This is a genomic window from Tsukamurella sp. NPDC003166, from assembly GCF_040611135.1.
Taxonomy (GTDB): Bacteria; Actinomycetota; Actinomycetes; order Mycobacteriales; family Mycobacteriaceae; genus Tsukamurella.
The window spans coordinates 377,813-401,216 of the sequence record NZ_JBEXNL010000002.1 but is presented as its reverse complement, the minus strand read 5'-3'; the positions used below and the strand labels follow the sequence as shown (position 1 = coordinate 401,216).

The following is a 23,404-nucleotide window of genomic DNA, read 5'->3' as shown; positions in this document are numbered from 1 at the left end:
GTTGCCGATTCACCCCGGCGGTTCCAGCGGCAGGCGCGGGTTGTGCAGGTGCGCCACGAGGCCGGTCCACCCGGTCTGGTGGGTCGCACCCAGGCCCTCGCCGGTGTCACCGTCGAAGTACTCGTAGAAGGTCGGGTGCTGCGACCACAGCGGGTTGTCGCTGCCCTCGATCCGTGCGGCGTCGGCCGGGCGGCGCGCCCCGGCACCGTCGGGCCGGGCGACCGGGCGGAACAGCCCGACGAGGCCCTCGTCGATGACGTCCGCGGCCTCCGCCAGCGTGCACAGGTTCTCGGAGCCGGTGGGAATGGCGATGGTGAAATCGTCGCCGAAGTGGCGGCCGTAGGTGCGGAGTTTGTCGGCGAGCAGCACGTTCACCGGGAACCACACGGGGCCACGCCAATTGGAGTTCCCGCCGAACATGCCCGTCGTGGACTCGCCGGGCTCGTACTGGATCGAGACGGTGTTGCCCTCGACGTCCTCCGTCACCTGCTGCTCCGCCTTCGACAGCGACCGGATGCCGTAGGGCGCCAGGAACTCCGCGGGGTCGAACATCCGCTCCAGGACGCGGCGCAGCCGCTCGGGGCCGACCAGGGAGAGCAGCATGCGACCCCCGCCGTCGGCGTCGCTGCCGGAGAGCACGGGCTCGACCAACTCGGGGCGACGCGAGCGCAGCCAGTTCAGTCGGGCGGTCACATCGGGGCACTTCTCGGCGACCCATGCGGGCACGTCGGTGGCGCCGAGCAGCGGCAGCAGACCCACCATCGACCGCACCCGCATCGGCTGGGCGCTGCCGTCGGGCCGCACCAGGACGTCGTAGAAGAAGCCGTCCCGCTCGTCCCACAGCGACAGGCTGTGCGAGCCGAAGTTGTAGGTGGCCTTGGAGATCTGGAGGAAGTGCTCGAGGAACTTGGTCGCGCAGTCCTGCCACACCGGGTCGTGCCGGCTCAGCTCGATGGCGATCTTGAACATCTGCTGGCAGTAGAAGGCCATCCAGCTGGTGGCGTCGGACTGCTCGAGCCGGTAGCCGGGCGGCAGCGGCGCCGAGCGGTTGAAGAAGCCGATGTTGTCCATCCCGAGGAAGCCGCCCTCGAAGACCCCGGCGTCGTCGGAGCCCTTGCGGTTGACCCACCATGAGAAGTTGAGCAGCAGCTTGGTGAACACACGGATCAGGAAGTCCTGGTCCCGCCACCCGTCCAGCCGGTAGACGTGCCACGCCGCCCATGCGTGCACCGGCGGGTTGACATCGCCGAACTCCCACTCGTAGGCGGGGAGCTGCCCGTTCGGGTGCATCGCCCACTCGCGGCACATGAGCACGAGCTGCTCCTTGGCGAACTCCGGGTCCACCCGGGCCAGGGGGATGCAGTGGAAGGCCAGGTCCCACGCCGCGAACCAGGGGTACTCCCACTCGTCGGGCATGGAGATCACGTCGGCCAGGGAGAAGTGCTTCCACGTGGTGTTCCGGCGGCCCGGATCCGCGCGCTCGCGAGGAGCGGGGTCCACGTCGGGGTCGCCCTCGAGCCAGGACTCCACGTCGTAGCGGTAGAGCTGCTTGTTCCACAGCATCCCCGCGTAGGCGCGCCGCGCCACCGTCCGGTCCGCGTCCGGCACGTCCTCGTGGATGACGGCGCCGTAGAACTCGTCCGCCTCCTCGCGGCGGTCGCGGAGCACCGCGTCGAAGCCCGGTCCGAAGGTGTCGAGCGACGGGGCGGGGCGCGAGAGCCGTAGCCGGACGGTGACGCTCTCGCCCGCCGGCACCGACGCGAACCGGTACCAGAACGCGGCCTTGGTGCCGCGTCCCTCGGGATTGACCGCCGACTCGTCGCCGTTCACCACGCGCCGGCCGATCCCGTCCTTCGGGTAGGGCGAGGCGTTCGCGGCGCTGCCGAACAGCGCGACCGCATCGGTCTCGTTGTCGCAGAACAGGACTTCGGGAGCTCCCTCCGCGGCCAGGTGGTACTCGCCGAGCCACTCGTGGCAGACCCGCACGGCCTGCAGGCCGCCCGCGCCGAGCTCGGGCCCGTCGAGCCGGGTGATCGCGCCGCGGCGGCCGTCGTGGCCCCACGTCCAGGTGTTCCGGAGCCACACCTGCGGCAGCAGGTCCAGCGGCGCGGGCGAGGGCCCGTTGTTCACCGCCTCGATCTCCACACAGACATCGTCCGGCGCGGCCTTGGCGTAGCGCACGTGCACGTCGAAGAACCGGTTGTCGGCGAGCACGCCGGTGTCGGCCAGCTCGAACTCGCGCTCGGTACGGCCGCGGGCGGCGTTCGCGTCGCGCAGCTGCTGGTAGGGGTACTCCGCCTGCGGATACCGGTACATCCAGTGCATCCAGCTGTGGGTCGGCGTCCCGTCCACGGGCCACCAGTACTCCTTGACGTCCTCGCCGTGGTTGCCCTGCTCGTTGGTCAGCCCGAACAGGCGCTCCTTGAGGATCGGGTCGTTGTGGTTCCACAGCGCCACCGAGAGATTGAGGAATCCGTAGCGGTCGCAGATGCCGCCGAGGCCGTCCTCGCCCCAACGGTAGGCCCGACGGTGCGCCTGCTCGAACCCGAAGCTCCCCCAGGCGTCCCCGTTCCCGCTGTAATCCTCGCGGACGGTGCCCCACTGCCGGCCGGACAGGTACGGGCCCCACAGGCGCCACGCGCCGTCGGGCCCGGGGCTCTCGGCGAGGCGGCGGTGTTCGGCGGTCGTCTCGGTGTGCTGCACCCGAGAATCTTCCTACACGGGCCGCCGGAGCGCGGAGACCGCCTGCGCCCGCATCTCCCAGTAGAGGATCTCCGTGGCGTCCTCCTCAGCCCGCACCTGCAGTTCCCCGTGCCCGACGGTGCGCAGCGCGTCCCCCTCGGCCAGCCGATCGCCGTCGACGCCGACCGCTCCGGTGACGACGAACAGGTGTCCGTAGGGCGCCGCCGGGAGGGTGACGGCTTCGCCCGCGCCGAGGCGGGCGGCGTAGAGGGCCGCGGCGTCGTTGCGGATCGCCACCGCCGGTTCGTCGCCCGGAACGCCGGAGGCCACGAGCACGGCCCCGCGGCCCTCGAGGGGCACGTCGGCGGTGCGGTACTCGGGCTCGCCGCCGAGCTCGTCCGGCGGGAGCCACATCTGGATCACCCGCGCGACCGTGCGGGTGGCACGCGGGTTCTGCTCCCGGTGGTTCACCCCGGTCCCGGCGCTCATGGCCTGCACCTGGCCCGCGCGCACCAGGCCGGTCGATCCGGACGAGTCGTCGTGGTGCACCTCGCCCGCGATCACCCAGGTCACGATCTCGGCGTCGCGGTGGAAATGCCGGTCGACGCCCGACCCGGGGTCGATGAGGTCGTCGTTGTGCACCAGCAGCTGGCCGTGCGCGTTCTCGCCCAGGTCGAAGTTCCCGGTGAAGGGCATCGACTGGCGCGTGTACAGCCCCTCGCCCTGCCAGTGGGTCCGATCCGCGGCCCGGATGATCCTGCTCTCGCTCACGGGCTCAGCGTAGGCGGGGGCGCACCGTCAGACTCCCGTGGGCAGCCCCGCCCCGGACGGCGAGACGAGGATCTTCACCGCGGTCTCGTTGTGGTGCAGCAGTGTGTCGTAGCCGACCGGGACCAGCTCGTCCAGGCCGATCCTCCCGGTGATGAACGGCGCCAGGTCGACGGTGCCGCTCTCGACCAGGGCGATCGTCTCGGCGTGGTTGTTGACGTACGCGATGGTGCCGCGCATGTCGATCTCCTTGAGCACCAGCTTCTGCATGTCGACGGTGCCCGGGTGCCCCCAGATCGAGACGACGACCAACACGGCTTGCGGGCGCAACGCGTCGAACAGGGTGTCCAGCGCGGGCTGCACCGAGGTGCACTCGAATCCCACGTCCGCGCCGCGACCGCCGGTCAGCTCCCGGACCTGCTCCACCACGTCGACCTGCGTCGGATCGAAGACGTGGTCCGCCACCCCGGTCTCCGCAGCGCGCTCGCGGCGCAGGGAGCTGGGCTCGCTGATCGCGACCGTGAGGCCACGGGCCTTGCACACCGCGGCGGTGAGGAGCCCGATGGGACCCGCGCCGGTGATGAGCGCGAAGGCCCCCGCGTCGGCGCCGGAGCGCTGCAGCGCGTGATAGCCGACGGCCAGGGGCTCGATGAGCGCCGCCTGGTCGAGGGGTACGTCGCTCGAGATCCGGTGCACCCACCGCCGCTGCACGACGATCTTCTCCGAGAGTCCGCCGCCGCGGCCGCCGAGGCCGATGAAGTTCATTTTCGGCGAGAGGTGGTAGTCGCGGCTCTCCGGGCCGGTGTCGACGCCGTCGGCGATGATGTACGGCTCGACCACGACGTGATCGCCCACGGCCAGGTCGTCGACGCCCGCACCGACCGCGGCGACGACGCCGGACATCTCGTGCCCGATCGTCAGCGGCGCGGCCTCCCCGCTCACCGGGTTCGGATGGCCGTGCGGCGGCACGAAGATCGGCCCGTCGACGTACTCGTGCAGGTCGGTGCCGCAGATGCCGCACCAGGCGACGTCGATCGCGACGGTGCCGGGCGTGAGTTCGGGTTCGGGCACGTCCTCGATCCGAACGTCGTTGCGGTCGTAGTAGCGCGCTGCTCGCATGGGACACCTCCGGGTCGGGATCTGTGATCCGCCCCACAGTCGCCCGCACGGGTCCACCCCGTCGATCGTTGCAGCGGGTTGCACCGCTCCGGCGATGGAGGACCCCGGTTACAGCGGCGCCGAGCCGCGGACGTGCTCGAACACGAGCGAGGTGTTGGTACCCGCGACCTCCTCGCGGGCGCTGAGGTACTCGACGAGGCGCCGCAGGTCCTCGGTGTCGATCGCCGCGATGTGCAGCAGGTAGTCGTCACCACCGGCCAGGAAGTACGCGTCGATCACGGGCGGCAGGTCGATCACCGACTCGACGAACTGGCGGATCCGGTGCCGCGCGGTGGACCGCAGGGTGACCGCGATCATCGCGCGCAGGGGCCGGCCGACCGCTGCGGGATCCACGTCGGCGAAGAACCCGCGGATGACGCCGGCGTCCGTCAGGCGCCGCACGCGGGTGTGCACGGTCGACGGCGCGAGCCCCACCTCCTCCGCGAGCGCGGCGTTCGAGACGCGGCCGTCGCGCTGAAGCACCAGGAGGATGCGCCGGTCGGCGTCGTCGAGCAGCGGGCGATGATCGTTCGTCGGAGCGGGGCGATACGCCGACTTCGCAGAACCTCCAGCAGTCATGTCTGGATTCTACAGAATCTTCTTCCGACGCCTTGATCGATTATCGCCGTTTCTTCACACTATGTGACACAAGCCACCGCCGAACAGGAGCACACGATGCGCGTCGGAATCCCCACCGAGATCAAGAACAACGAGTACCGCGTCGCGATGACGCCCGGCGGCGTCGCCGAGCTCACCCGCCGCGGCCACGACGTCCTCATCGAGGACGGTGCCGGTGTCGGTTCCGCGATCAGCAACGACGACTTCGTCGCCGCCGGCGCCCGCATCGTCCCCACGGCCGACGCGGTGTGGGCCGAGGCCGACCTGCTGCTCAAGGTGAAGGAGCCGATCGAGGCCGAATACTCCCGCATGCGCGCCGACCAGACGATCTTCACCTACCTCCACCTCGCCGCCTCGCGGCCGTGCACCGACGCCCTGCTCGCGTCGAAGACCACGTCGATCGCCTACGAGACGGTCCAGCTCGAGGACGGCTCGCTCCCCCTCCTCGCCCCGATGTCCGAGGTCGCGGGCCGCCTCGCCCCGCAGGTCGGCAGCTACCACCTCATGCGTTCCAAGGGCGGCCGCGGCGTGCTCATGGGCGGCGTCCCCGGAACCGCACCCGCGAAGGTCACGGTGATCGGCGGCGGCGTGTCCGGCATCAACGCCGCGCAGATCGCCGCGGGCATGGGCGCGGACGTCACCGTCTTCGACCTCGACGTGCGCAAGATGCGGGCCGTCAACGCGCAGTTCGGCGGCCGCGTGCACACCAGCTACTCGACCTCCCTCGCGCTGGAGGAGGCGATCGTCGAGTCCGACCTGGTGATCGGCGCCGTCCTCATCCCCGGCGCCGCCGCGCCGAAGCTCGTCTCGACCGAGCTCGTGCACCGCATGCGCCCCGGCGCCGTGCTGGTGGACATCGCCATCGACCAGGGCGGCTGCTTCGCCGACTCGCGCCCCACCACGCACGACGATCCGACCTTCGCCGTGGGCGAGACCGTCTTCTACTGCGTGGCGAACATGCCCGGCGCCGTGCCCCGCACGTCGACCTTCGCGCTCACCGGCGCGACCCTGCCGTACGTCCTGCGCATCGCCGACCTCGGCTGGCAGGGCGCCTGCGCCGCCGATCCCGCGCTCGCCGCGGGCCTGTCCACGCACGACGGCGTGCTGCTCAACGCCAGCGTCGGTGCCGCCCTCGACATCCCGTCGAAGACGCCGGAGTCCGTCCTGGCCTGACCGTCACCACTCGCCCGCGTCGAGGTACTGGGCGAGGTTGGCCATGCGCCGCTGCACCGCGGCCACCTCGCGCACGCACTGCTCGAGGAGGCCGCGGTCCAGCGACGACAGCCGCCGGATGGACACGACATCGCTCGGCGGGCGGTCCGCAGCCATCTGCCCGACCTGATGCTCCATCCGGATCCGCTCCAGGACGGAGAAGGCCTCCCGCAGCACCTCGGCCGAATCATCCGGCAGGACGGGCGAATCCGCGCCCGCGGCGAGCCGGTTGCGGGTCTGCAGCTTCGTCGACCCCCGGCTCAGCGCCGCCCACCGGGCGATATTGACCACCGGGACCAACGCGTGCGCCTTGATGTCGAAGGTGCCGCCCCGCAGGGAGATCACGTCACGCACCGAGCGCAGCCGCGCCTTCGCCGTGAGCGCCTCCCGCAGCATCAGGATGAAGGCCCGAGGATGCTCCGAGAGATGCTGGTACACACCGGCCACCGGCTGCAGCGTCAGGTCGCCCCAGACGGGGCGGCCGTCGACCAGCAGCGACGCCATCATCATGGCGTTGTTCGACAGCGGGGCGTCGATCCACTCGCTCGCCGCGTACAGCCACTCGGACTCGGTCCGGCAGAACCGCGGCTTGGCGGCCGTCGCTCCGTTGGTGTCCGACGGTATGCCGCACTCCTCCAGGCGCGCATGGACCGCGGCCGCGAGGGCGAGGGCGGCGGACCGTCGGACCTCGATCTCCTCCGCCGAGGCACCGGGCAGATCCTTGAGGATGATCGCGCTGTCGACGTCCGAGCTGGGCACCACCTCGCGGCGCGAGACGCTGCCCAGCGACAGCCACGTGAAATCGCCCTCCTGCAGTGCCGGATGGACGGGCAGCTCGAGCTCGATGCAGCGGCGCACCATGCCCTCGATCGCGACGGCGGCGACGCCCGAGATGTGCCGCACCGGCGCCTGCTGTCCCCACAGCACGGGGAAGATCGAGCGGATCGTCGCGCCGATCTCCGGCAGCTCGGACGCCGCCGCGCGCTCGATCCGGCGCTGGAGCGCGAAGGTGGACGTGGTGGGCACGGTGAGGAAGTCGACGTCCTGCACCACGCCCATGACGGCGGCCTGCTCGTCGAGCACGGCCATGTAGTGCATCTTGCGGTCGAGCATCTCGATGAGCACGTCGGACGACAACGCGGCCTCCGGCACGGCCGCCAACGGGGCGGTCATCACGGCCGAGACGGGGTCCGTCACCGGCCGCCCCATCGAGATCACCCGGGCCCGCAGGTCGTGGTCGGTGAGGATGCCCAGCGGCTCCCGCGCGGCGTTCTCGACCACGATGTAGCCGGACCGCGCCTCCGTCATCGTGGTGGCGGCCTCCTGGATCGTGACCGTGGGCGGACACGTGATCGGCGCGCGCCGCACGATCTGCCCCGCCGTGCGCTCGCGGACCTCGTCGGCCGCGAGCGGCATGACCGGTCTCGCCAGCTCCGTCGCGAGGAACGCGGCGCCCGCGGGCGTGGAGAACATGTCGGCCACCGCCCACGCCGGGAGGCGCAACAGCGTCACGTCGGTCAGCGCCACCGCGCGCGGCCCGCCCTTCGCGCCCACCAGGATCACCACGTACCCGAACACGCCTCCGGGACCGACCACCTCGTCGACGTCACCGGGTTCGGTCGCGGCCTTGGCCGGGAAGTTCCACACGCCGACCCGGCCGGCCAGGACGACGAAGGCGTGCTCGGGCGAGGCGGAGAGACCGTCCAGGATCGTGGTGCCCTCGCCGAACTCCCGAACCGACGATTCCGCAGCCAGACGGGCGCGGACATCGTCGGGCAGGCCGTCGAAGGGCGGGTGGCCGGACAGGAAGGTGAACAGCTCCCCCAGGTCCGAGAAGTCGGTCATGGACCTATGTTTACACGCCCGCACCGATCGACATCCGCAAGTCATCTCTCAGTAACGCGTCCACGGAAGCGTTGCGAGGTCTACATTCCCATCCAGCGCACAACCCACACGCGCCCCAGCACGTTGAGGAGAACGATTCACCCATGACTCAACCCGCCAGTAAGTTCGCGGCCGAGCAGGAGGGCTACAAGCAGACCCTCGGCAGGCGACACGTGCAGATGATCGCCATCGGTGGCGCCATCGGCACGGGCCTGTTCCTCGGCTCGGCCAGCCGCCTGCACAGCACCGGCCCCGCCCTGCTGTTCAGCTACGCCTTCGTCGGCGTCATCGCCTTCTTCCTCATGCGCGCCCTGGGCGAACTGGTGCTGTACCGCCAGAGCTCGGGCGCCTTCGTCTCCTACGCCCGCGAGTTCTTCGGCGAGGCCGCCGCGTTCGCCGCCGGATGGCTGTACTGGGTGTTCTGGGCGCTCACCGGCGTCGCCGAGCTCTCGGCCGTGGCCGTGTACGTCAAGAAGTGGTGGGAGCTGCCCAACTGGGTGTCGGTGATCATCGCGCTGGCGGTGGTCCTGGTGATCAATCTGCTCTCGGCGCGCGCCTTCGGCGAGTTCGAGTTCTGGGCGTCCGTGCTCAAGGTCGGTGCCATCGTGATCTTCCTGGTCGTGGGACTCGTCCTGGTGATCGGCCAGGTGACCATCAAGGGCAAGGCCGCGGATCCGTCGAAGGGCCTCGACGCGGTGGCCGACCACAAGGCCGGCATCTCCACGCTGTGGGACCAGCCCGGTGGATTCTGGCCGCACAGCGACACCTTCGGGTGGATCGCCCCGATCGTCGTGATGTCGGGCGTCGTGTTCGCGTACGCCGCCATCGAGATGGTCGGCATCGCCGCCGGCGAGATGCAGAACCCGCAGCGCGAGGTCCCCAAGGCCGTCAACTCGGTCATCCTGCGGATCGCGGTGTTCTACTGCGGCTCGATCTTCCTGCTCGTCTGCATCCTGCCCACCAGCCAGTACGGCGTGGCCGACAAGGACGGCAACATCGAGTCGCCGTTCGTCACCGTCTTCGAGCGCATGGGCATCGGCTGGATGGCCACTCTGATCAACGGTGTGCTTATCGTCGCCGCCATGAGCTCGCTCAACGCCGGCCTGTACACGACCGGTCGCATGCTGCGCAGCCTCTCGGCCAGCCGCGAGGCGCCGAAGATGTTCATGCAGATGAGCAAGTCGGGCGTGCCCGCCAACGGCATCCTCGTGACGTCCGTCTTCTACGTCTTCGGCGCCGTGCTCAACGCCCTCGTCCCGGGCAAGGCCTTCGACATCGCGCTGGAGGCGTCCGCCATCGCCGTGGTCGGCGTGTGGTCGCTGATCTTCCTGTGCCACGTTCGCTACCGCAGGCTCTCCGACGCGGGCATCGTCACCAAGAGCCCGTTCCGCGCGCCGCTCGCCCCGCTCATGAGCTACGTCGGCCTCGCGTTCCTGCTGCTCGTCCTGATCGGCATGGCGTACTCGGGTTGGAAGGGTGCGGACGCCTTCTGGGACAAGACCAACTTCATCGTGGTCGTCGTCGGCATCCCGGTCTTCATCGTCGTCCTCGTGGCCGGCTGGTTCGCGGTCAAACCGGCGGTCAGCGCGCACACCGGCGGCGACCTCGCCGCATCATGGTCGCTCGACGACGCGCCGAACGTGGACCTCGACAAGAAGTAACCACCCACCATCCGCAGATGCCCGCCGGTCCCCCGGCGGGCATCTCGCATTCACCGACGGTTCACGGGCCAGCGCTACGGTGCCGCCATGACCATCGGCTCCCGTCTCCTCCCCCGGCTCTGCGCGCTCGCGGCGGCCACCGTCGTCGCCCTGGGCGGGGGCGCCCTCGCCGCTCCCGTCCAGGCGGCACCGTCGACCTCCTTCGACCTGCAGGCGCACCGGGGCGGGCGGGGCGAGCACACCGAGGAGTCCCTCTACGGCTTCGCACGGTCCATCGAGCTGGGCGTCACCACGCTGGAGCTGGACATCGTGCTCACCAAGGACGAGGTGCCGCTGATTCAGCACGACCCCACGCTGCAGGCCGACAAGTGCGTCGACACCCGGCCCGCCACGCCGGGCGACAAGCAATTCCCCTACGTCGGCAAGACGATCCACGACCTGACCTACGCCCAGGTGCAGACGGTGGTGTGCAACACGAAGCTGGCGACCTTCCCCGACGCGAAGGTGGTGCCCGACAACCGGATCGCGACCCTGCCGCAGCTCTTCGACCTCGCCGCCCGATACCGGGGCAATGCGGTGCGGTTCAACATCGAGACCAAGATCGAGGCCGAGGACCGGTCGAAGTCCGCCGAGCCCGCCGCGTTCGTCACGCAGATCCTCGGCGCCGCGCGCCGCGCCGGTGTTCTCGACCGCATCGAGGTCCAGAGCTTCGACTGGCGCTCCCTGCCGCTGGTCCGGGCACAAGCACCGTCGGTTCCGCTGGTGGCGCTCTACGACGCCACGACGTGGAAGCCCCGCTCGGCCTGGCTGGGCCCGGTCACCTTCGAGCGGTTCGACGGTGACGTGGTCCGGGCCGCGACGTCGGCCGGGTTCGACATCCTCTCGCCCGACGCCGCCCTGTCCGACGCGAAGACGGTGACCGCGGCCCACGCCGCGGGCCTGAAGGTGATCCCCTGGACGGTCAACGAGCCCACCGCGATGCGGACACAGCTCGCTCTCGGCGTGGACGGCATCATCACCGACTACCCGACGCGCCTGCGGGGCGTCCTGGCCGCGGAGGGCAAGCCGCTGCCCCGCGCGTACACGCGGTAGTCACGACGAACGGCGGCCCACCGGGGGATCCGGTGGGCCGCCGTTCTCGTGGGACGCGTCAGGCGACGTAGGTCGCGACCGCGGTGCCGACGATGCCGGTGATCGCGACGTTGACGCTGCCCTTGCCGGGCTTGACGATGAAGGTGCCGTCGTACTCCGAGCGGGCGGTGCCGCTGGCGCCGGTGGTGGCGTTCTCCCACACCAGGAGGCGGTCGGACAGGTCGATGCCCTTGATCGACTCGCACCGCTCCTTGGGCAGCGGCGACGGCGGGATGCCGATCACCCCGAGCTCGTGGCGCGCGATGACGCAGTTGGTGCGGATCACCAGGTTGCCGGCATCGTCGTAGTCGCCGACCCACGTGACCGTGGCGTTCGGGGCGTCGGTCCGGATGGACGTGCCACCGGTCACGGTGCCGCGGAAGACGACCGAACCGGAGGCGTTGGCCGCCGCCGGGACAAGGGTGATCGCGGCGCCGGCAACGGCGGCAGCGGCGATCGCGCGACGGGCGAACGAGTTCATGGGGCAGTCCTCTGGTCGTGACGAGTCGATTTTGACTTCGCAAAGTCTATAACGATGTCAAAACGAGGCAAAACCGCGTCCGCATCCGCGCGTCCGGCTCAGCCCAGCCAGTTCCGCACCGAGGCCGGGACGCCCCGCTTGCCGCGGTGCGGGCCGAGGACGGCACCGCCGAAGGGCTGCGACAGCAGATCCCGCGCGACCCGGTTCACGTCGGCCGCCGAGACCCGGTCGATCGCCGCGAGCGTGCGCGTGATCGTCCGCTGGTTCTGGTAATTGACCTCGCTCCGCCCGATCCGGTGCATGCGGGACTGCGCGTCCTCGAGTCCGAGCACCAGCCCGCCCCGGAGGGAGCCCTTCGCCCGCGCCAGTTCCTCGGCCGTGAGACCGTCGTCCCGAACGCCCTCGAGAACCTTCCGCGCCACCGTCGCGACCTCGCCCAGCCGCTCCGGCGAGCACCCCGCGTAGACGGAGAACAGCCCCGTATCGGCGTAGGTGTCCACCGCGGAGTACACGGTGTAGGCCAGTCCGCGCTGCTCCCGGATCTCCTGGAACAGCCGCGAACTCAGGCCGCCGCCGATCGCGGTGTTGAGCACCGACAGCGCCCAGCGATCCGGGTGGAACCGGCCGTACGCCCGGGTACCCGCAACGAGGTGCGACTGCTCACCGTCGCGGTTCACGACCTCGAGCGCCGGCGCACCGGGCCGGCGCCGGATCCCCGTCCGGATCGGAGCCGACTCGGCGGCACCGTCGAGCCTGCCGGCGAAGGCCCTGCGGGCCAGCTTGACCACCTGTGCGTGCGTGACGTTCCCGGCGACGGCGAGGACCATCCGCTCCGGCGTGTACCGCCGGCGGTGGAAGCCCCGCAGCCGCGCCGCCGTCATGGCGGAGACGGACTCCTCGGTACCGAGCACGGGCCGCGCGAGTGGATGATCGCCGAGCAGGGCCGTGGTGGCCGCCTCGTTGACGAGGTCCTCGGGATCGTCGTCGCGCATGGCGAGCTCCTCGAGCACCACCTCGCGCTCGACGTCGACGTCCTCGGGCCGGCACAGGCCGCCCAGGACCACGTCCGTCACCACGTCGACGGCGAGCTCCAGATCGACGTCGAGCACGTGCGCGTAGTAGCACGTGTGCTCCTTGCTGGTGAACGCGTTGATCTCACCGCCCACGGCGTCCACCTCGGCGGCCAGCGAGGCCGCGTCGCGGTGGGGTGTCGCCTTGAACAGCAGGTGCTCGAGGAAGTGCGCGGATCCCGCCGAGGCGGGGTGCTCGTCGCGCGAGCCGACCGCGACCCAGAGGCCGACGGCGGCGGACCGGGAACCGGGCACCGTCTCCGTGACGACCCGCAGGCCGCTGGGGAGCACGCTACGACGAACGGGGGCACCCGATCCGGATGCCCCCGCCCGCGCAGCCCGGGATGTCAGGCTGCTCAGTTCCTACTCCTCGCCAGCGGGAGCGGCCTCGGCGGCCTGCTCCTCGACGACGGGGATCAGGCTGATCTTGCCGCGCTCGTCGATGTCGGCGATCTCGACCTGCAGCTTGCTGCCGACGTTCACCACGTCCTCGACCTTGTTCACGCGCTTGCCGTTGCCCAGCTTGCTGATGTGGACCAGGCCGTCGCGGCCGGGCACCAGCGAGACGAAGGCGCCGAACGCCGTGGTCTTGACCACGGTGCCCAGGAAGCGCTCGCCCACCTTGGGCAGCTGCGGGTTCGCGATCGCGTTGATGCGATCGATCGCCGCCTGCGCCGACGGGCCGTCGGCGGCACCGACGAACACCGTGCCGTCATCCTCGATCGAGATGTTGGCGCCGGTCTCCTCGGTGATGGAGTTGATCGTCTTGCCCTTGGGTCCGATGACCTCGCCGATCTTGTCCACCGGCACCTTGATGGTGGTGATCCGCGGGGCGTACGGGCTCATCTCATCGGGGGCGTCGATCGCCTCGGCCATGACCTCGAGGATCGTGGTGCGGGCGTCCTTCGCCTGGCCCAGCGCGCCGGCCAGGACCTGCGACGGGATGCCGTCGAGCTTCGTGTCCAGCTGCAGGGCGGTGACGAAGTCGGACGTGCCGGCGACCTTGAAGTCCATATCGCCGAAGGCGTCCTCGGCACCGAGGATGTCGGTCAGGGCCACGTAGCGGGCCTGACCGTCGACCTCGTCGGACACCAGGCCCATGGCGATGCCCGCGACGGGCGCCTTGAGCGGCACGCCGGCGTTGAGCAGCGACATCGTCGAGGCGCAGACCGAGCCCATCGACGTGGAGCCGTTCGAGCTCAGCGCCTCCGAGACCTGGCGGATGGCGTAGGGGAACTCCTCCACCGAGGGCAGCACCGGCACGAGGGCACGCTCGGCGAGCGCGCCGTGGCCGATCTCGCGGCGCTTCGGCGAGCCGACGCGGCCGGTCTCACCGGTCGAGTACGGCGGGAAGTTGTAGTGGTGCATGTAGCGCTTGCTGGTCTCGGGGCCCAGCGAGTCGATCTGCTGCGCCATCTTGACCATGTCCAGCGTGGTGACGCCCAGGATCTGGGTCTCGCCGCGCTCGAACAGCGCGCTGCCGTGGGCGCGCGGGATCACGGCGATCTCGGCGCTCAGCGAGCGGATGTCGGTGATGCCGCGGCCGTCGATGCGGAAGTGGTCGGTGAGGATGCGCTGGCGCACGAGCTTCTTGGTCAGCGAGCGGAACGCCGCGCCGATCTCACCCTCGCGGCCCTCGAACTGCGGGCCCACGGCCTCGAGCACCTGCGCCTTGACGACGTCGGTGGCGGAGTCGCGCTCCTGCTTGCCGGCGATCGACAGCGCATCGTTCAGGCCCGCGGCACCCGCGGCCTCGACGGCGGCGAAGACGTCGTCCTGGTAGGCGGGGAACAGCGGGAACTCGCCGGTCGGCTTGGCGGCGCCGGCGGCCAGCTGCTTCTGCGCCTCGCAGAGCACGGCGATGAAGGGCTTGGCGGCCTCGAGGCCCTCGGCCACGACGGCCTCGGTGGGCGCGGTGGCGCCGCCCGCGATGAGCTCGATGACGTTCTCGGTGGCCTCGGCCTCGACCATCATGATCGCGACATCGGCGTCCTTGCCGGAGCCCGAGACGATGCGGCCGGCGACGACCATGTCGAAGACGGCACGCTCGAGCTGCTCGACGGTCGGGAAGGCGACCCACTGGCCGTCGATCAGCGCGACGCGCACGCCGCCCACCGGGCCCGAGAAGGGCAGGCCGGCGATCTGCGTCGACGCCGAGGCGGCGTTGATCGCGACCACGTCGTACAGATCCTTGGGATCGAGCGACATGACGGTCACGACGACCTGGATCTCGTTGCGGAGGCCGTCGACGAACGACGGGCGCAGCGGCCGGTCGATGAGGCGGCAGGTGAGGATCGCGTCGGTCGACGGGCGACCCTCGCGGCGGAAGAACGAGCCGGGGATGCGACCCGCGGCGTACATGCGCTCCTCGACGTCCACCGTGAGGGGGAAGAAGTCGAAGTGCTCCTTGGGGTGCTTGCTGTGCGACGTGGCCGACAGCAGCATGGTCTCGTCGTCGAGGTACGCGGCGACGGAGCCCGCGGCCTGCTGCGCGAACCGGCCGGTCTCGAACCGGATGGTGCGCGTGCCGAAGGAACCGTTGTCGATGACGGCGACGGCTTCGGTGATGTCGTCGTCGAACTCGACCTGGTTGGTATCAGTCATGAAGTGTGCAGTGACCTTCTCTTGTCGTGCGGCTCGTCCACGCCGGGCGGCGCGCATGCTGCGCGTGGCCCCGTCGTTCGACGGTGGCGGCGGGCGCTCTGGCGCGGTCATCGATCGAAGCCGCCGGACTCGCGCCTGCCTGATGCAGGCCGTTCCGGCGACCACTACCGAGGACCACCCCGCGGGGAGTGACACCGAGAAGGCGCACCGCAGATGCCGGCGACCGGATCATCCGGCGCCGACGTCGGACGGACCGCCATCAAGGCTATCATCGGGAGTCTTTTCCAGGTGATTGGCACACGCCGTACGCAAGCGGAGAGGAATCGGATGTCGCAGACCGCTCGGGCGCGGACGCAGGAGTACACCGCGGTCTGGATCGCGCGGATGATGCTGGTCGCGGCCGTCGTGTCGCTGCTGATGGCCGTGATCCGCGGTGACCGCGTGCTACCGCTCGTCTCCGACGCGCTCGGCATCCTCGGCATCCCGTCGCACCCCAGCCTGCTGCTGGTCGCGGCGCTGACGGTGCTCAGCGGCGCCCTGCGCCGCCGGCTGCGCGCCGCCCACACCGTGGCGGTGATCGTGATGTCGCTGCAGGTGCTGGTGAACGCCGCCACGCTGGTGATCGTCGCCACCGACCAACTCGATCCCGACGAGGCGCGGCACCTCCCGTCGTTCCTCGAGGCGTACGTCTCGATCCGCTACTCGCTGCCCGGCGCGGCACTCGCGACCGCCATCAGCCTCGTGGTGCTCGCGCTCGTCGTCACCGCCCGTCCGCGGTTCCCGGCGCGGCTCGCCCACGGTTCGCGCCGGGCCGCGATCGGTGTCCTCGTCGGCGGCTTCCTCGCCGTCTACGTGATCGTGGTGGGCCTCGCGTCGACCTTCCCGGGGCGGGGCGCCTCGCGGCTGAACGGCACCGTCGAGATCCTGCTGTGGTCGTTGCGCTCGACCTTCGGCGTCGCGGTGCCGCGCCAGATCGACGTGGCGCTCGGCGGCCACTCCGGGCCGATGTGGGTCTACTCGCTCGCCGGCGTGATGTCCGCGTCGGTGCTGATCCTGGCGCTCATGGCGTTCTGGCGGGCCGGCCGCGGCGACGAGCTGATGACCGAGCCGGAGGAGCTCGAGGTTCGCCGCCTGCTGCTGGAGTACGGCGAGGACGACTCGCTCGGCTACTTCGCCACCCGCCGCGACAAGGCGGTGATCTCCGCGCCCGACCGCAAGGCGGTGGTGACCTGCCGCGCCGTCGGCCCGGTGTCGATGGCCAGCGCCGATCCCATCGGCCACCGCGACTCCTGGCCCGCCGCGGTCGGCGCGTGGATCGAGGACTGTCGCCGGCACAGCCTCTACCCCGCCGTGCTGGCCGCGAGCGCCGACGGAGCGCAGGTCTACGAGGCCGCGGGCCTGCGCACGCTGACGATCGGCGACGAGGCGATCATCCACGTCGACCGGTTCACCCTCAAGGGCCGCGACATGCGCGCGGTCCGGCAGGCGGTCACCCGCGTCAGCGGGGCCGGGTACACGCTGCGGGTGCGGCGCCACGGCGATCTCAGCGCCGAGGAGCTGAAGCAGGTCGAGGAGCTCGCCGAGAAGTGGCGCGGCGAGGAGACCGAACGCGGCTTCTCGATGGCGCTCAACCGCATCGGCGATCCCGTGGACGGCCGCTGCGTGCTCGTCTCGGCGCACGACGCGGAGGGCGCGGTGCGCGGCCTGCTCAGCTTCGTGCCGTGGGGCACGCGCGGCCTCTCGCTCGATCTCATGCGGCGCGACCGCGACGCCGAGAACGGCCTCAACGAGTTCATGGTCGCCAAGCTCATCGAGCAGTGCGGCGAGGTCGGGATCCGTCGGATCTCGTTGAACTTCGCGGTCTTCCGCTCGGTGTTCTCCGAGGCCGACCGCGTGGGCGCCGGCCCGATCACCCGGCTCGTCGACTCCGTGCTCAGCTTCGCGTCGAGGTTCTACCAGCTCGAGACGCTGTACCGGTCCAACGACAAGTACCGCCCCGAGTGGGTGCCGCGGATCCTCTGCTACGACCCCGTGCTCACCGCGGTGCGGGCCGGCATCGCGGTCGGCACCGCCGAGGGCTTCCTGCCGCAGATCGGGCCGAAGTTCCTGGCGGGACCGTCGATCCCCGAACAGACGCCCCGCGACCCCGAGTTCGTCGACCGCCTCCTGGCGGACGAGGAACGGCTGCTCCGGCGCGAGGCGCCGCGCGTGCGCCTGTCGGAGCAGCAGCGCGTCCGCCGCCGCAAGCTCGAGGCGCTCGAGGCCTCGGGCATGCCGGGCTATCCCCCGTCGGTGCCGCGCACCTGCAGCCTGGCCGCCGCCCGGGAGCAGTGCTCCGTTCTCCCGCCCGACGGTGCGTCGGGCACCGTCGTCTCCGTGACCGGCCGGGTGCGCGCGATGCGCGACTACGGCGGCGTCACCTTCGTCGAACTGCACGAGGACGGGACCACGCTGCAGGTGGTCGCGGAGCGCTCGCGCACACCCGACGACGCCCGGGCCCTGTGGCGTACGTCGATCGACATGGGCGATCTGGTGTCGGTCACGGGCGAGCCGATCCGGTCGCGCACGGGCGAGCCCTCGGTGCTCCTCGCGTCCTGGGCGATGGCCGGCAAGTGCCTGTCCCCCGTCCCGAAGCCCGGGGTGCGCCTCGGCGACGAGACGCGGGCCCGCAACCGCGTCCTCGAGCTCATCACCGACGACGGGGCCGTCGACCTGCTGTACCGGCGCTCCCGCGCGGTCGCGGCGATGCGCGAGGCGTTCGTGGGCCGCGGCTACACCGAGGTCGAGACACCGATGCTGCAGTCGGTGCACGGCGGCGCCGCCGCGCGGCCCTTCACCACGCACATCAACGCCTACGACATGGGCCTCTACCTGCGCATCGCGCCCGAGCTGTACCTCAAGCGGCTGGCCGTGGGGGGTATGGGACGCGTCTTCGAGATCAACCGGAACTTCCGCAACGAGGGCGCCGACGCCACGCACAACCCCGAGTTCACCGCGCTCGAGGCCTACGAGGCCTACGGCGACTACACCACCATGCGGACCCTCACACGGGAGGTGATCCTCGCCGCCGCGGTCGCCGTGAACGGTCGGCCGGTGGCCGTCCGGCCCGACGGTGCCGGCGGCACCCGGGAGGTCGACCTCACGGCCGAGTGGCCGGTGGTCACCGTGCACTCCGCGGTGTCTCGCGCGGCGGGGACGACGCTGAGCTCGGCGTCGACGCTCGAGGAGGTCGCGAAGGTCTGCGAACGGTGGCACGTCGCGATCCCGCGCGGTGCGACGGCGGGCAAGCTGGTGATGGAGCTGTACGAGGCGCTCGTCGAGAAGCAGACCGAGTTCCCCACGTTCTACTGCGATTTCCCGGTCGAGGTCTCGCCGCTGGCCCGCCGGCACCGGTCGGATCCGCGGCTGACGGAGCAATGGGATCTGGTCGGCTTCGGCGCCGAGCTGGGGACCGCGTACACCGAGCTGACCGACCCGATCGATCAGCGCGAGCGGCTCACGAAGCAGTCCATGGCCGCTGCCGCGGGCGATCCGGAGGCGATGGAGCTCGACGAATCCTTCCTCGACGCGCTGTCCTACGCCATGCCGCCCACCGGCGGCCTGGGAATCGGCGTGGACCGGATCATCATGCTGCTCGCGGGCGTGAACATCCGCGCCACCCTCGCCTTCCCCTTCGTCAAGCCCCAGGACCGCTGACGCCCGTCGGCGAGCTCAGGGCTGCCTGTGAATCCACGCCTCAGCGTCGACGGGAGGCCGAATCCGGCCTCCTGTTCATCTCAGCCGCGGATCACAGACGGCCGCGCGTGCGCGCGAGTGTCTCGCGCAGGACGAGTAGCGCGCCGATGACCGCCAGTCGCGCGGCGAGCACGATCAGCATCAGCCCGACGTCGAGTGCCCACCGCCGGATCACCTGGTGTCCTCCGGATCTGCGGAACGCGCTTCCCGCTATCGGTCCTGGTTCTGCATAACGTTGCAACGCTATGCAGAGTCAGACATGGTCGCTGGACCGCGGTCCGATTGAGGAGGCCCGCTCGCCCCGTCTGTCGAACCGTCTGGGTGTGCACGGGATGCAGAACCCACCATCATCGTCGCAGGTCACAGGGGATGCGGCGCACGCATCACCTGTAGATCCGACTCACCCGCGCGCCCCAGCCACCGCCCCCGGGCGGGCGGCGCACCGTCGAACCCGGGAAACGCGAGCGGCCCGCCCCCGGAAATCCGGGAACGGGCCGCTGGCGGAAGGCTCTCAGCGACGCAGGCCGAGGCGCTCGATGAGCGAACGGTAGCGGTTGATGTCGACCGACGCGACGTACTTCAGCAGACGGCGACGACGGCCGACCAGCAGCAGCAGGCCGCGGCGGCTGTGGTGATCGTGCTTGTGCTGCTTGAGGTGCTCGGTGAGATCGGTGATGCGCTTGGTCAGCATCGCGACCTGCGCCTCGGGCGAACCCGTGTCGGTCTCGTGGAGGCCGTACTCGGCGAGGATGGACTTCTTCTGCTCGGTGGTGAGCGACATGGATGAGCTCCTTCTCAGTATCGCGTCGTCATGGATCCGTGCCGCCGCCGCGAACCGCAGCAGGCACGAGAGGCCACGCTACCAGGAGTCAGGCGATTCCCAGAATCGCGCGGGTCTTGTCGACGTCGCCGCCCATGGCCTTGAGCAGGTCCTCGATCGACTCGAACCGCTCCATCCCGCGCACCCGGTCGACGAAGTCCACGGCCACGTGCTGGCCGTACAGATCGGCGGAGGTGTCGAGCACGAAGGCCTCGACGGTGCGCGTGCGTCCCGAGAAGGTCGGGTTGCTGCCGACCGAGACCGCGGCCGGGTACCGCTCCCCCGGCGTGACCTGCCCGACCACCGGGCCGGGACCGAGGACGGTGAACCACGCGGCGTACACGCCGTCGGCGGGAATGGCCGCGAACATCGGCGGCGCGACGTTCGCCGTCGGGAAACCCAGCTCGCGACCGCGGCCGTCGCCGCGGACGACGACGCCCTCGACCCGGTGGGGCCGGCCGAGCGCCTCGGCGGCCGCGCTCACGTCGCCCGCGTCCACGCAGGAGCGGATGTACGTCGACGAGTAGGTGACCGAGTGCTCCGTGAGCAGCGGGACCGCGTCGACGGAGAAGCCGAACTTCTGGCCGAGCTGCGCCAGCATCTCGACATTGCCGAGGGCGCGGTAGCCGAAGGTGAAGTTGTCGCCGACGACGACGGCGGCGGCGTGCAGGCGTTCCACCAGCACGGAGTGCACGAAGTCCTCGGCCGGCTGCGCCATCACGGTCGCGGTGAAGGGCATCACGCAGAAGACGTCGATGCCCAGCTCCTCGGCGAGCTCGGCGCGCCGGGTCAGCGTCGTGAGCTGCGGCGGATGCGAACCCGGGCGCACCACCTCGGCGGGATGCGGATCGAACGTCATCAGGACCGCGGGGAGCCCACGTTCATGGGCCTCCGCGGTCGCGCGTGCGATCAATTGGGCGTGTCCACGGTGTACACCGTCGAACACGCCGATCGTCACCACACAGCGTCCCCAGTCCGCGGGAACGTCATCGAGCCCTCGCCAGCGAAGCACGCACTCACCCTATCGGACGGCCTATGGTGGGTGCGTGAGTAAGCCTCCCCTGCCCGATTCGCCGCGCCCCGTGAGCGAGCTGTCCGCGGTCACGCAGGACTACCTCAAGCAGATCTGGACCGCGCAGGAGTGGTCCGATGTGAAGGTCACCACGAAGTCGCTCGCCGATGCGCTCGGCGTCTCCGCGTCCACCGCGTCCGAGGCCATCCGCAAGCTCGCCGACCAGGGACTTGTCGACCACGAGAAGTACGGCGCGGTCACACTCACCGACGACGGCCGCTCCGCCGCCACGGCGATGGTCCGCCGGCACCGGCTCCTCGAGACCTTCCTCGTCTCCGAGCTCGGCTACGGCTGGGACGAGGTGCACGACGAGGCCGAGGTCCTCGAGCACGCCGTCTCCGAACGCTTCCTCGCGCGCCTCGACGAACGGCTCGGCTACCCCGACCGCGATCCGCACGGCGACCCGATCCCCCAGCCCGACGGCACCGTCCCCACCCCGGACGCGTGCCTGCTGTCCGAGCTCGAGGCCGGGCAGTCCGGCACCGTCGCCCGGATCTCCGACTCCGACCCCGAGATGCTGCGCTACTTCCAGGAGGTCGGCATCGCCCCCGACGCCCGGATCGAGGTCGTGGAGCTGCGCAAGTTCCTGGGAACCGTCGCCGTCACGGTGGACGACGGTGCGCCGCTCGACCTGGGGGACATCGCCGCACAGGCGATCTGGGTCAGGAGCTGACGGGCCAGCGTTCAGCGCGACGCGACCCACCGTTCGCCGGAGGCGGATCCTTCCGGGCCGATGGTCGAGCGGGCGTGCGTCACAGGTGCTTGAGGGCCTCGCGCCGCGAGAGGCCGCTCAATCGATCCTCGTGCGCCGTGACGTAGGCGCGCACCCACTCCGGATCGGTCTTCGCGTGCTCACGCAGGGCCCAACCGATCGCCTTGCGCAGGAAGAACTCCGACTCCGGAAGGGCCGGCTCGATCACGTCCGTCAGGAGGTCCGTGTCGAGCCGGTCCTTGCGGCCGAGCTGGGAGATGATCGCGAGCCGGCGCAGCCACAGGTTCCCGCCCCGGCTCCACGCCCGCACCACCGCGGCGGTGTCCGCGGGGTGCGCGTCGTGCAGGTCGGCGATGCGGTGCGCGGTCTCGTCGACGTGGTCCCACCAGGCGCCGGTCACGGCGATGTGCTCGTGCAGCGGCAGGAGGGCGGGATCCCCCGTGCCGAGCCGATACCGCAGCAGGTTCTGCGCCGCGTACCGCTCCTCGCGGTACGTGGCGGCGTCCCACAGGTCCAGCACGGCCGCCCGGAGCTCATCGAGGTCGGCGGGCGGGTGCTCGCGCCGGACGGCGCCGGTGATGCTGCGCACGGCGGGCGAGGGCACACCGAGGAAGGGCATCGCGGATTTCATGTACGCCTGCATCCTCGGAGCCCGCTCGGGATCGGCGGCGGCGCGCAGGCCGGCCCGGATCCCGTCGACCAGTTCCGTCATCGCACCCCTCCGCTGTTCGCGCCGCGCCAGCGCAGCGGCGCCTCGTCGTACTCCTCGGCGATGTGCGCCGCCATCCCGACGGTACGCCCGTACTGGAACAGCACCTCCGTCGCGCGCGCCGGCAGGCCCAGCTCGTGCGCGACCGCGGCGCCGGCGAGGTCGATGTTCACCGCACGCCCGACCCGATCCGCGAGTTCCGAGACCGCGTGCAGGGCGGGTGCGTCCGGCCGGTCGGCGCGCAGGAGGTCGAGCACGACGGTGGCCCGCGGGTCCTCGCCGGTGTAGACGATGTGCCCGAAGCCCGCGAGGTACCCGCCCGACGACGCGTCGGCGATCGCTCGATCGAGGTCGACGCCGTCGAGTACGCGACCCAGCAGCTCGTAGGCGCCCGCGGGCGCGCCACCGTGCAGCGGCCCGGCGAGGGCGCCGTACCCGGCGAGCAGCGCGTCGTACAGACCCGCCCGCGCCGACGCCGCGACGCGCGCCGCCGTGGTCGAGGCGGCGAGCCCGTTGTCGATGAGACACGTCGCCTGGGCCTGCATCCACGGGTGCTCCAGCCGCACCTCCGGCACCAACTCGGCGAGGACGGGCAGCAGCCCCAACGTTCGCTCGCCGATATGGGATCGGTCCGCGCGCAGCGGATCCTGCGCCGCGAGCAGCGCCACGGCGAGCGGGATCCGGCGCTCCAGCGCCACGCCGCGCACCGCGCCGAGATCGGCCCGCGGCGGCGGCACGGCACCGTCGACCTCGAGGGCGAAGCGTGCCGCCGCGGCGAAGTCCAGCTCCGCGCACAGGTCGGCGATCGGCCGGCCGCGCAGGAAGAGCGAGTCGCCGCGGAGCACCGAAACCCGGGTGGTGACGGCCCGGAACCGCAGGAGGCGGTCGGCCTCGCGCCGGCCGTCGTGCTTGGCGGCGGCCAGCGAGTCCACCTGGGTGCGGTCGAAGAGCGACTCGGCCTGCCCCGGCATGCGCCGCGAGTGCAGCACGCCGCGGCTCACGTAGGAGTACAGCGTCCCGCGCTTGACGCCGAGGCGCTCGGCCGCCTCCGACGTGGTGATCCATCTGTCCACGGCTCTTGATTCAA

Annotated in this window: 18 protein-coding genes; 5 read left to right on the top strand and 13 right to left on the bottom strand. The window is 70.9% G+C overall.

Going from position 1 to position 23,404, the window contains the following annotated elements:
- Window positions 1-9: 9 nt before the first annotated feature.
- The 4 genes from ABZX10_RS04140 to ABZX10_RS04125 form a co-directional block, all read right to left on the bottom strand.
- Window positions 10-2,703, bottom strand: coding sequence for a glucosidase (locus ABZX10_RS04140; RefSeq protein WP_355534790.1), 2,694 nt, complete (start codon window positions 2,701-2,703; stop codon window positions 10-12).
- A gap of 12 nt (window positions 2,704-2,715) precedes the next feature.
- Window positions 2,716-3,453, bottom strand: a complete 738-nt coding sequence (locus tag ABZX10_RS04135) for a pirin family protein (protein ID WP_355534788.1) — start codon at window positions 3,451-3,453, stop codon at window positions 2,716-2,718.
- Window positions 3,454-3,480: 27 nt separating this feature from the next.
- Window positions 3,481-4,569, bottom strand: a complete 1,089-nt coding sequence (locus ABZX10_RS04130) for a 2,3-butanediol dehydrogenase (protein WP_355534786.1) — start codon at window positions 4,567-4,569, stop codon at window positions 3,481-3,483.
- A gap of 108 nt (window positions 4,570-4,677) precedes the next feature.
- Window positions 4,678-5,187: an Lrp/AsnC family transcriptional regulator gene (locus ABZX10_RS04125; RefSeq protein ID WP_355534784.1), complete on the bottom strand. Its 510-nt coding sequence runs from the start codon at window positions 5,185-5,187 to the stop codon at window positions 4,678-4,680.
- A 96-nt stretch (window positions 5,188-5,283) separates the two neighbouring features.
- Between ABZX10_RS04125 and ald the strand changes: the two genes are divergently transcribed.
- A complete protein-coding gene (gene ald / locus ABZX10_RS04120) occupies window positions 5,284-6,399 on the top strand; it encodes an alanine dehydrogenase (protein WP_355534782.1) in 1,116 nt (371 codons plus the stop codon).
- Window positions 6,400-6,402: 3 nt separating this feature from the next.
- On the opposite strand, the gene ABZX10_RS04115 is transcribed toward ald, so the two are convergent.
- A complete protein-coding gene (locus ABZX10_RS04115; RefSeq protein ID WP_355534780.1) occupies window positions 6,403-8,283 on the bottom strand; it encodes a putative nucleotidyltransferase substrate binding domain-containing protein in 1,881 nt (626 codons plus the stop codon).
- Between the two features lie 143 nt (window positions 8,284-8,426).
- Between ABZX10_RS04115 and ABZX10_RS04110 the strand changes: the two genes are divergently transcribed.
- Both ABZX10_RS04110 and ABZX10_RS04105 read left to right on the top strand, forming a co-directional pair.
- Window positions 8,427-9,983 (top strand): amino acid permease, encoded by a 1,557-nt coding sequence (locus tag ABZX10_RS04110; RefSeq protein WP_355534778.1) that lies wholly within the window; start codon window positions 8,427-8,429, stop codon window positions 9,981-9,983.
- Between the two features lie 87 nt (window positions 9,984-10,070).
- Window positions 10,071-11,075: a glycerophosphodiester phosphodiesterase gene (locus ABZX10_RS04105; RefSeq protein WP_355534776.1), complete on the top strand. Its 1,005-nt coding sequence runs from the start codon at window positions 10,071-10,073 to the stop codon at window positions 11,073-11,075.
- 58 nt (window positions 11,076-11,133) lie between these two features.
- Here ABZX10_RS04105 and ABZX10_RS04100 read toward each other — a convergent pair whose 3' ends face one another.
- From ABZX10_RS04100 to ABZX10_RS04090, 3 genes are all read right to left on the bottom strand, one after another.
- A complete protein-coding gene (locus ABZX10_RS04100; RefSeq protein ID WP_355534774.1) occupies window positions 11,134-11,595 on the bottom strand; it encodes a hypothetical protein in 462 nt (153 codons plus the stop codon).
- A gap of 98 nt (window positions 11,596-11,693) precedes the next feature.
- On the bottom strand, window positions 11,694-13,025 hold the full coding sequence (locus ABZX10_RS04095) for a pitrilysin family protein (protein WP_355534865.1): 1,332 nt from the start codon (window positions 13,023-13,025) through the stop codon (window positions 11,694-11,696).
- 3 nt (window positions 13,026-13,028) lie between these two features.
- Complete coding sequence (locus tag ABZX10_RS04090) at window positions 13,029-15,269, bottom strand: polyribonucleotide nucleotidyltransferase (protein ID WP_355534772.1); 2,241 nt, start codon at window positions 15,267-15,269, stop codon at window positions 13,029-13,031.
- A gap of 213 nt (window positions 15,270-15,482) precedes the next feature.
- Here ABZX10_RS04090 and lysX point away from each other — a divergent pair, with 213 nt between their 5' ends.
- Window positions 15,483-18,965, top strand: coding sequence for a bifunctional lysylphosphatidylglycerol synthetase/lysine--tRNA ligase LysX (gene lysX / locus ABZX10_RS04085; protein WP_355534770.1), 3,483 nt, complete (start codon window positions 15,483-15,485; stop codon window positions 18,963-18,965).
- 91 nt (window positions 18,966-19,056) lie between these two features.
- On the opposite strand, the gene ABZX10_RS04080 is transcribed toward lysX, so the two are convergent.
- From ABZX10_RS04080 to ABZX10_RS04070, 3 genes are all read right to left on the bottom strand, one after another.
- On the bottom strand, window positions 19,057-19,179 hold the full coding sequence (locus ABZX10_RS04080) for a hypothetical protein (protein ID WP_355534768.1): 123 nt from the start codon (window positions 19,177-19,179) through the stop codon (window positions 19,057-19,059).
- A gap of 336 nt (window positions 19,180-19,515) precedes the next feature.
- A complete protein-coding gene (gene rpsO, locus ABZX10_RS04075) occupies window positions 19,516-19,785 on the bottom strand; it encodes a 30S ribosomal protein S15 (RefSeq protein ID WP_068535417.1) in 270 nt (89 codons plus the stop codon).
- Window positions 19,786-19,873: 88 nt separating this feature from the next.
- Window positions 19,874-20,836, bottom strand: a complete 963-nt coding sequence (locus ABZX10_RS04070; protein ID WP_355534765.1) for a bifunctional riboflavin kinase/FAD synthetase — start codon at window positions 20,834-20,836, stop codon at window positions 19,874-19,876.
- 70 nt (window positions 20,837-20,906) lie between these two features.
- On the opposite strand from ABZX10_RS04070, the gene ABZX10_RS04065 reads away from it, so the two are divergent.
- Window positions 20,907-21,569, top strand: a complete 663-nt coding sequence (locus ABZX10_RS04065) for a metal-dependent transcriptional regulator (RefSeq protein ID WP_355534863.1) — start codon at window positions 20,907-20,909, stop codon at window positions 21,567-21,569.
- Window positions 21,570-21,648: 79 nt separating this feature from the next.
- Here the strand turns inward: ABZX10_RS04065 and ABZX10_RS04060 are convergent, their stop codons facing one another.
- Window positions 21,649-22,320, bottom strand: a complete 672-nt coding sequence (locus tag ABZX10_RS04060) for a DNA alkylation repair protein (RefSeq protein WP_355534763.1) — start codon at window positions 22,318-22,320, stop codon at window positions 21,649-21,651.
- Complete coding sequence (locus ABZX10_RS04055; RefSeq protein WP_355534761.1) at window positions 22,317-23,390, bottom strand: citrate synthase; 1,074 nt, start codon at window positions 23,388-23,390, stop codon at window positions 22,317-22,319. Before ABZX10_RS04055 ends, ABZX10_RS04060 begins: the two co-directional genes overlap by 4 nt.
- Window positions 23,391-23,404: the final 14 nt, after the last annotated feature.

Excerpts from the sequence above, each read along its gene's own strand:
- ABZX10_RS04130 (WP_355534786.1), bottom strand. The coding sequence starts at position 4,569 with ATGCGAGCAGCGCGCTACTACGACCGCAACGACGTTCGGATCGAGGAC.
- ABZX10_RS04125 (WP_355534784.1), bottom strand. The coding sequence starts at position 5,187 with ATGACTGCTGGAGGTTCTGCGAAGTCGGCGTATCGCCCCGCTCCGACG.
- ald (WP_355534782.1), top strand. The coding sequence starts at position 5,284 with ATGCGCGTCGGAATCCCCACCGAGATCAAGAACAACGAGTACCGCGTC.
- ABZX10_RS04115 (WP_355534780.1), bottom strand. The coding sequence starts at position 8,283 with ATGACCGACTTCTCGGACCTGGGGGAGCTGTTCACCTTCCTGTCCGGC.
- ABZX10_RS04110 (WP_355534778.1), top strand. The coding sequence starts at position 8,427 with ATGACTCAACCCGCCAGTAAGTTCGCGGCCGAGCAGGAGGGCTACAAG.
- ABZX10_RS04105 (WP_355534776.1), top strand. The coding sequence starts at position 10,071 with ATGACCATCGGCTCCCGTCTCCTCCCCCGGCTCTGCGCGCTCGCGGCG.
- ABZX10_RS04100 (WP_355534774.1), bottom strand. The coding sequence starts at position 11,595 with ATGAACTCGTTCGCCCGTCGCGCGATCGCCGCTGCCGCCGTTGCCGGC.
- ABZX10_RS04090 (WP_355534772.1), bottom strand. The coding sequence starts at position 15,269 with ATGACTGATACCAACCAGGTCGAGTTCGACGACGACATCACCGAAGCC.
- lysX (WP_355534770.1), top strand. The coding sequence starts at position 15,483 with ATGCCGGCGACCGGATCATCCGGCGCCGACGTCGGACGGACCGCCATC.
- rpsO (WP_068535417.1), bottom strand. The coding sequence starts at position 19,785 with ATGTCGCTCACCACCGAGCAGAAGAAGTCCATCCTCGCCGAGTACGGC.
- ABZX10_RS04060 (WP_355534763.1), bottom strand. The coding sequence starts at position 22,320 with ATGACGGAACTGGTCGACGGGATCCGGGCCGGCCTGCGCGCCGCCGCC.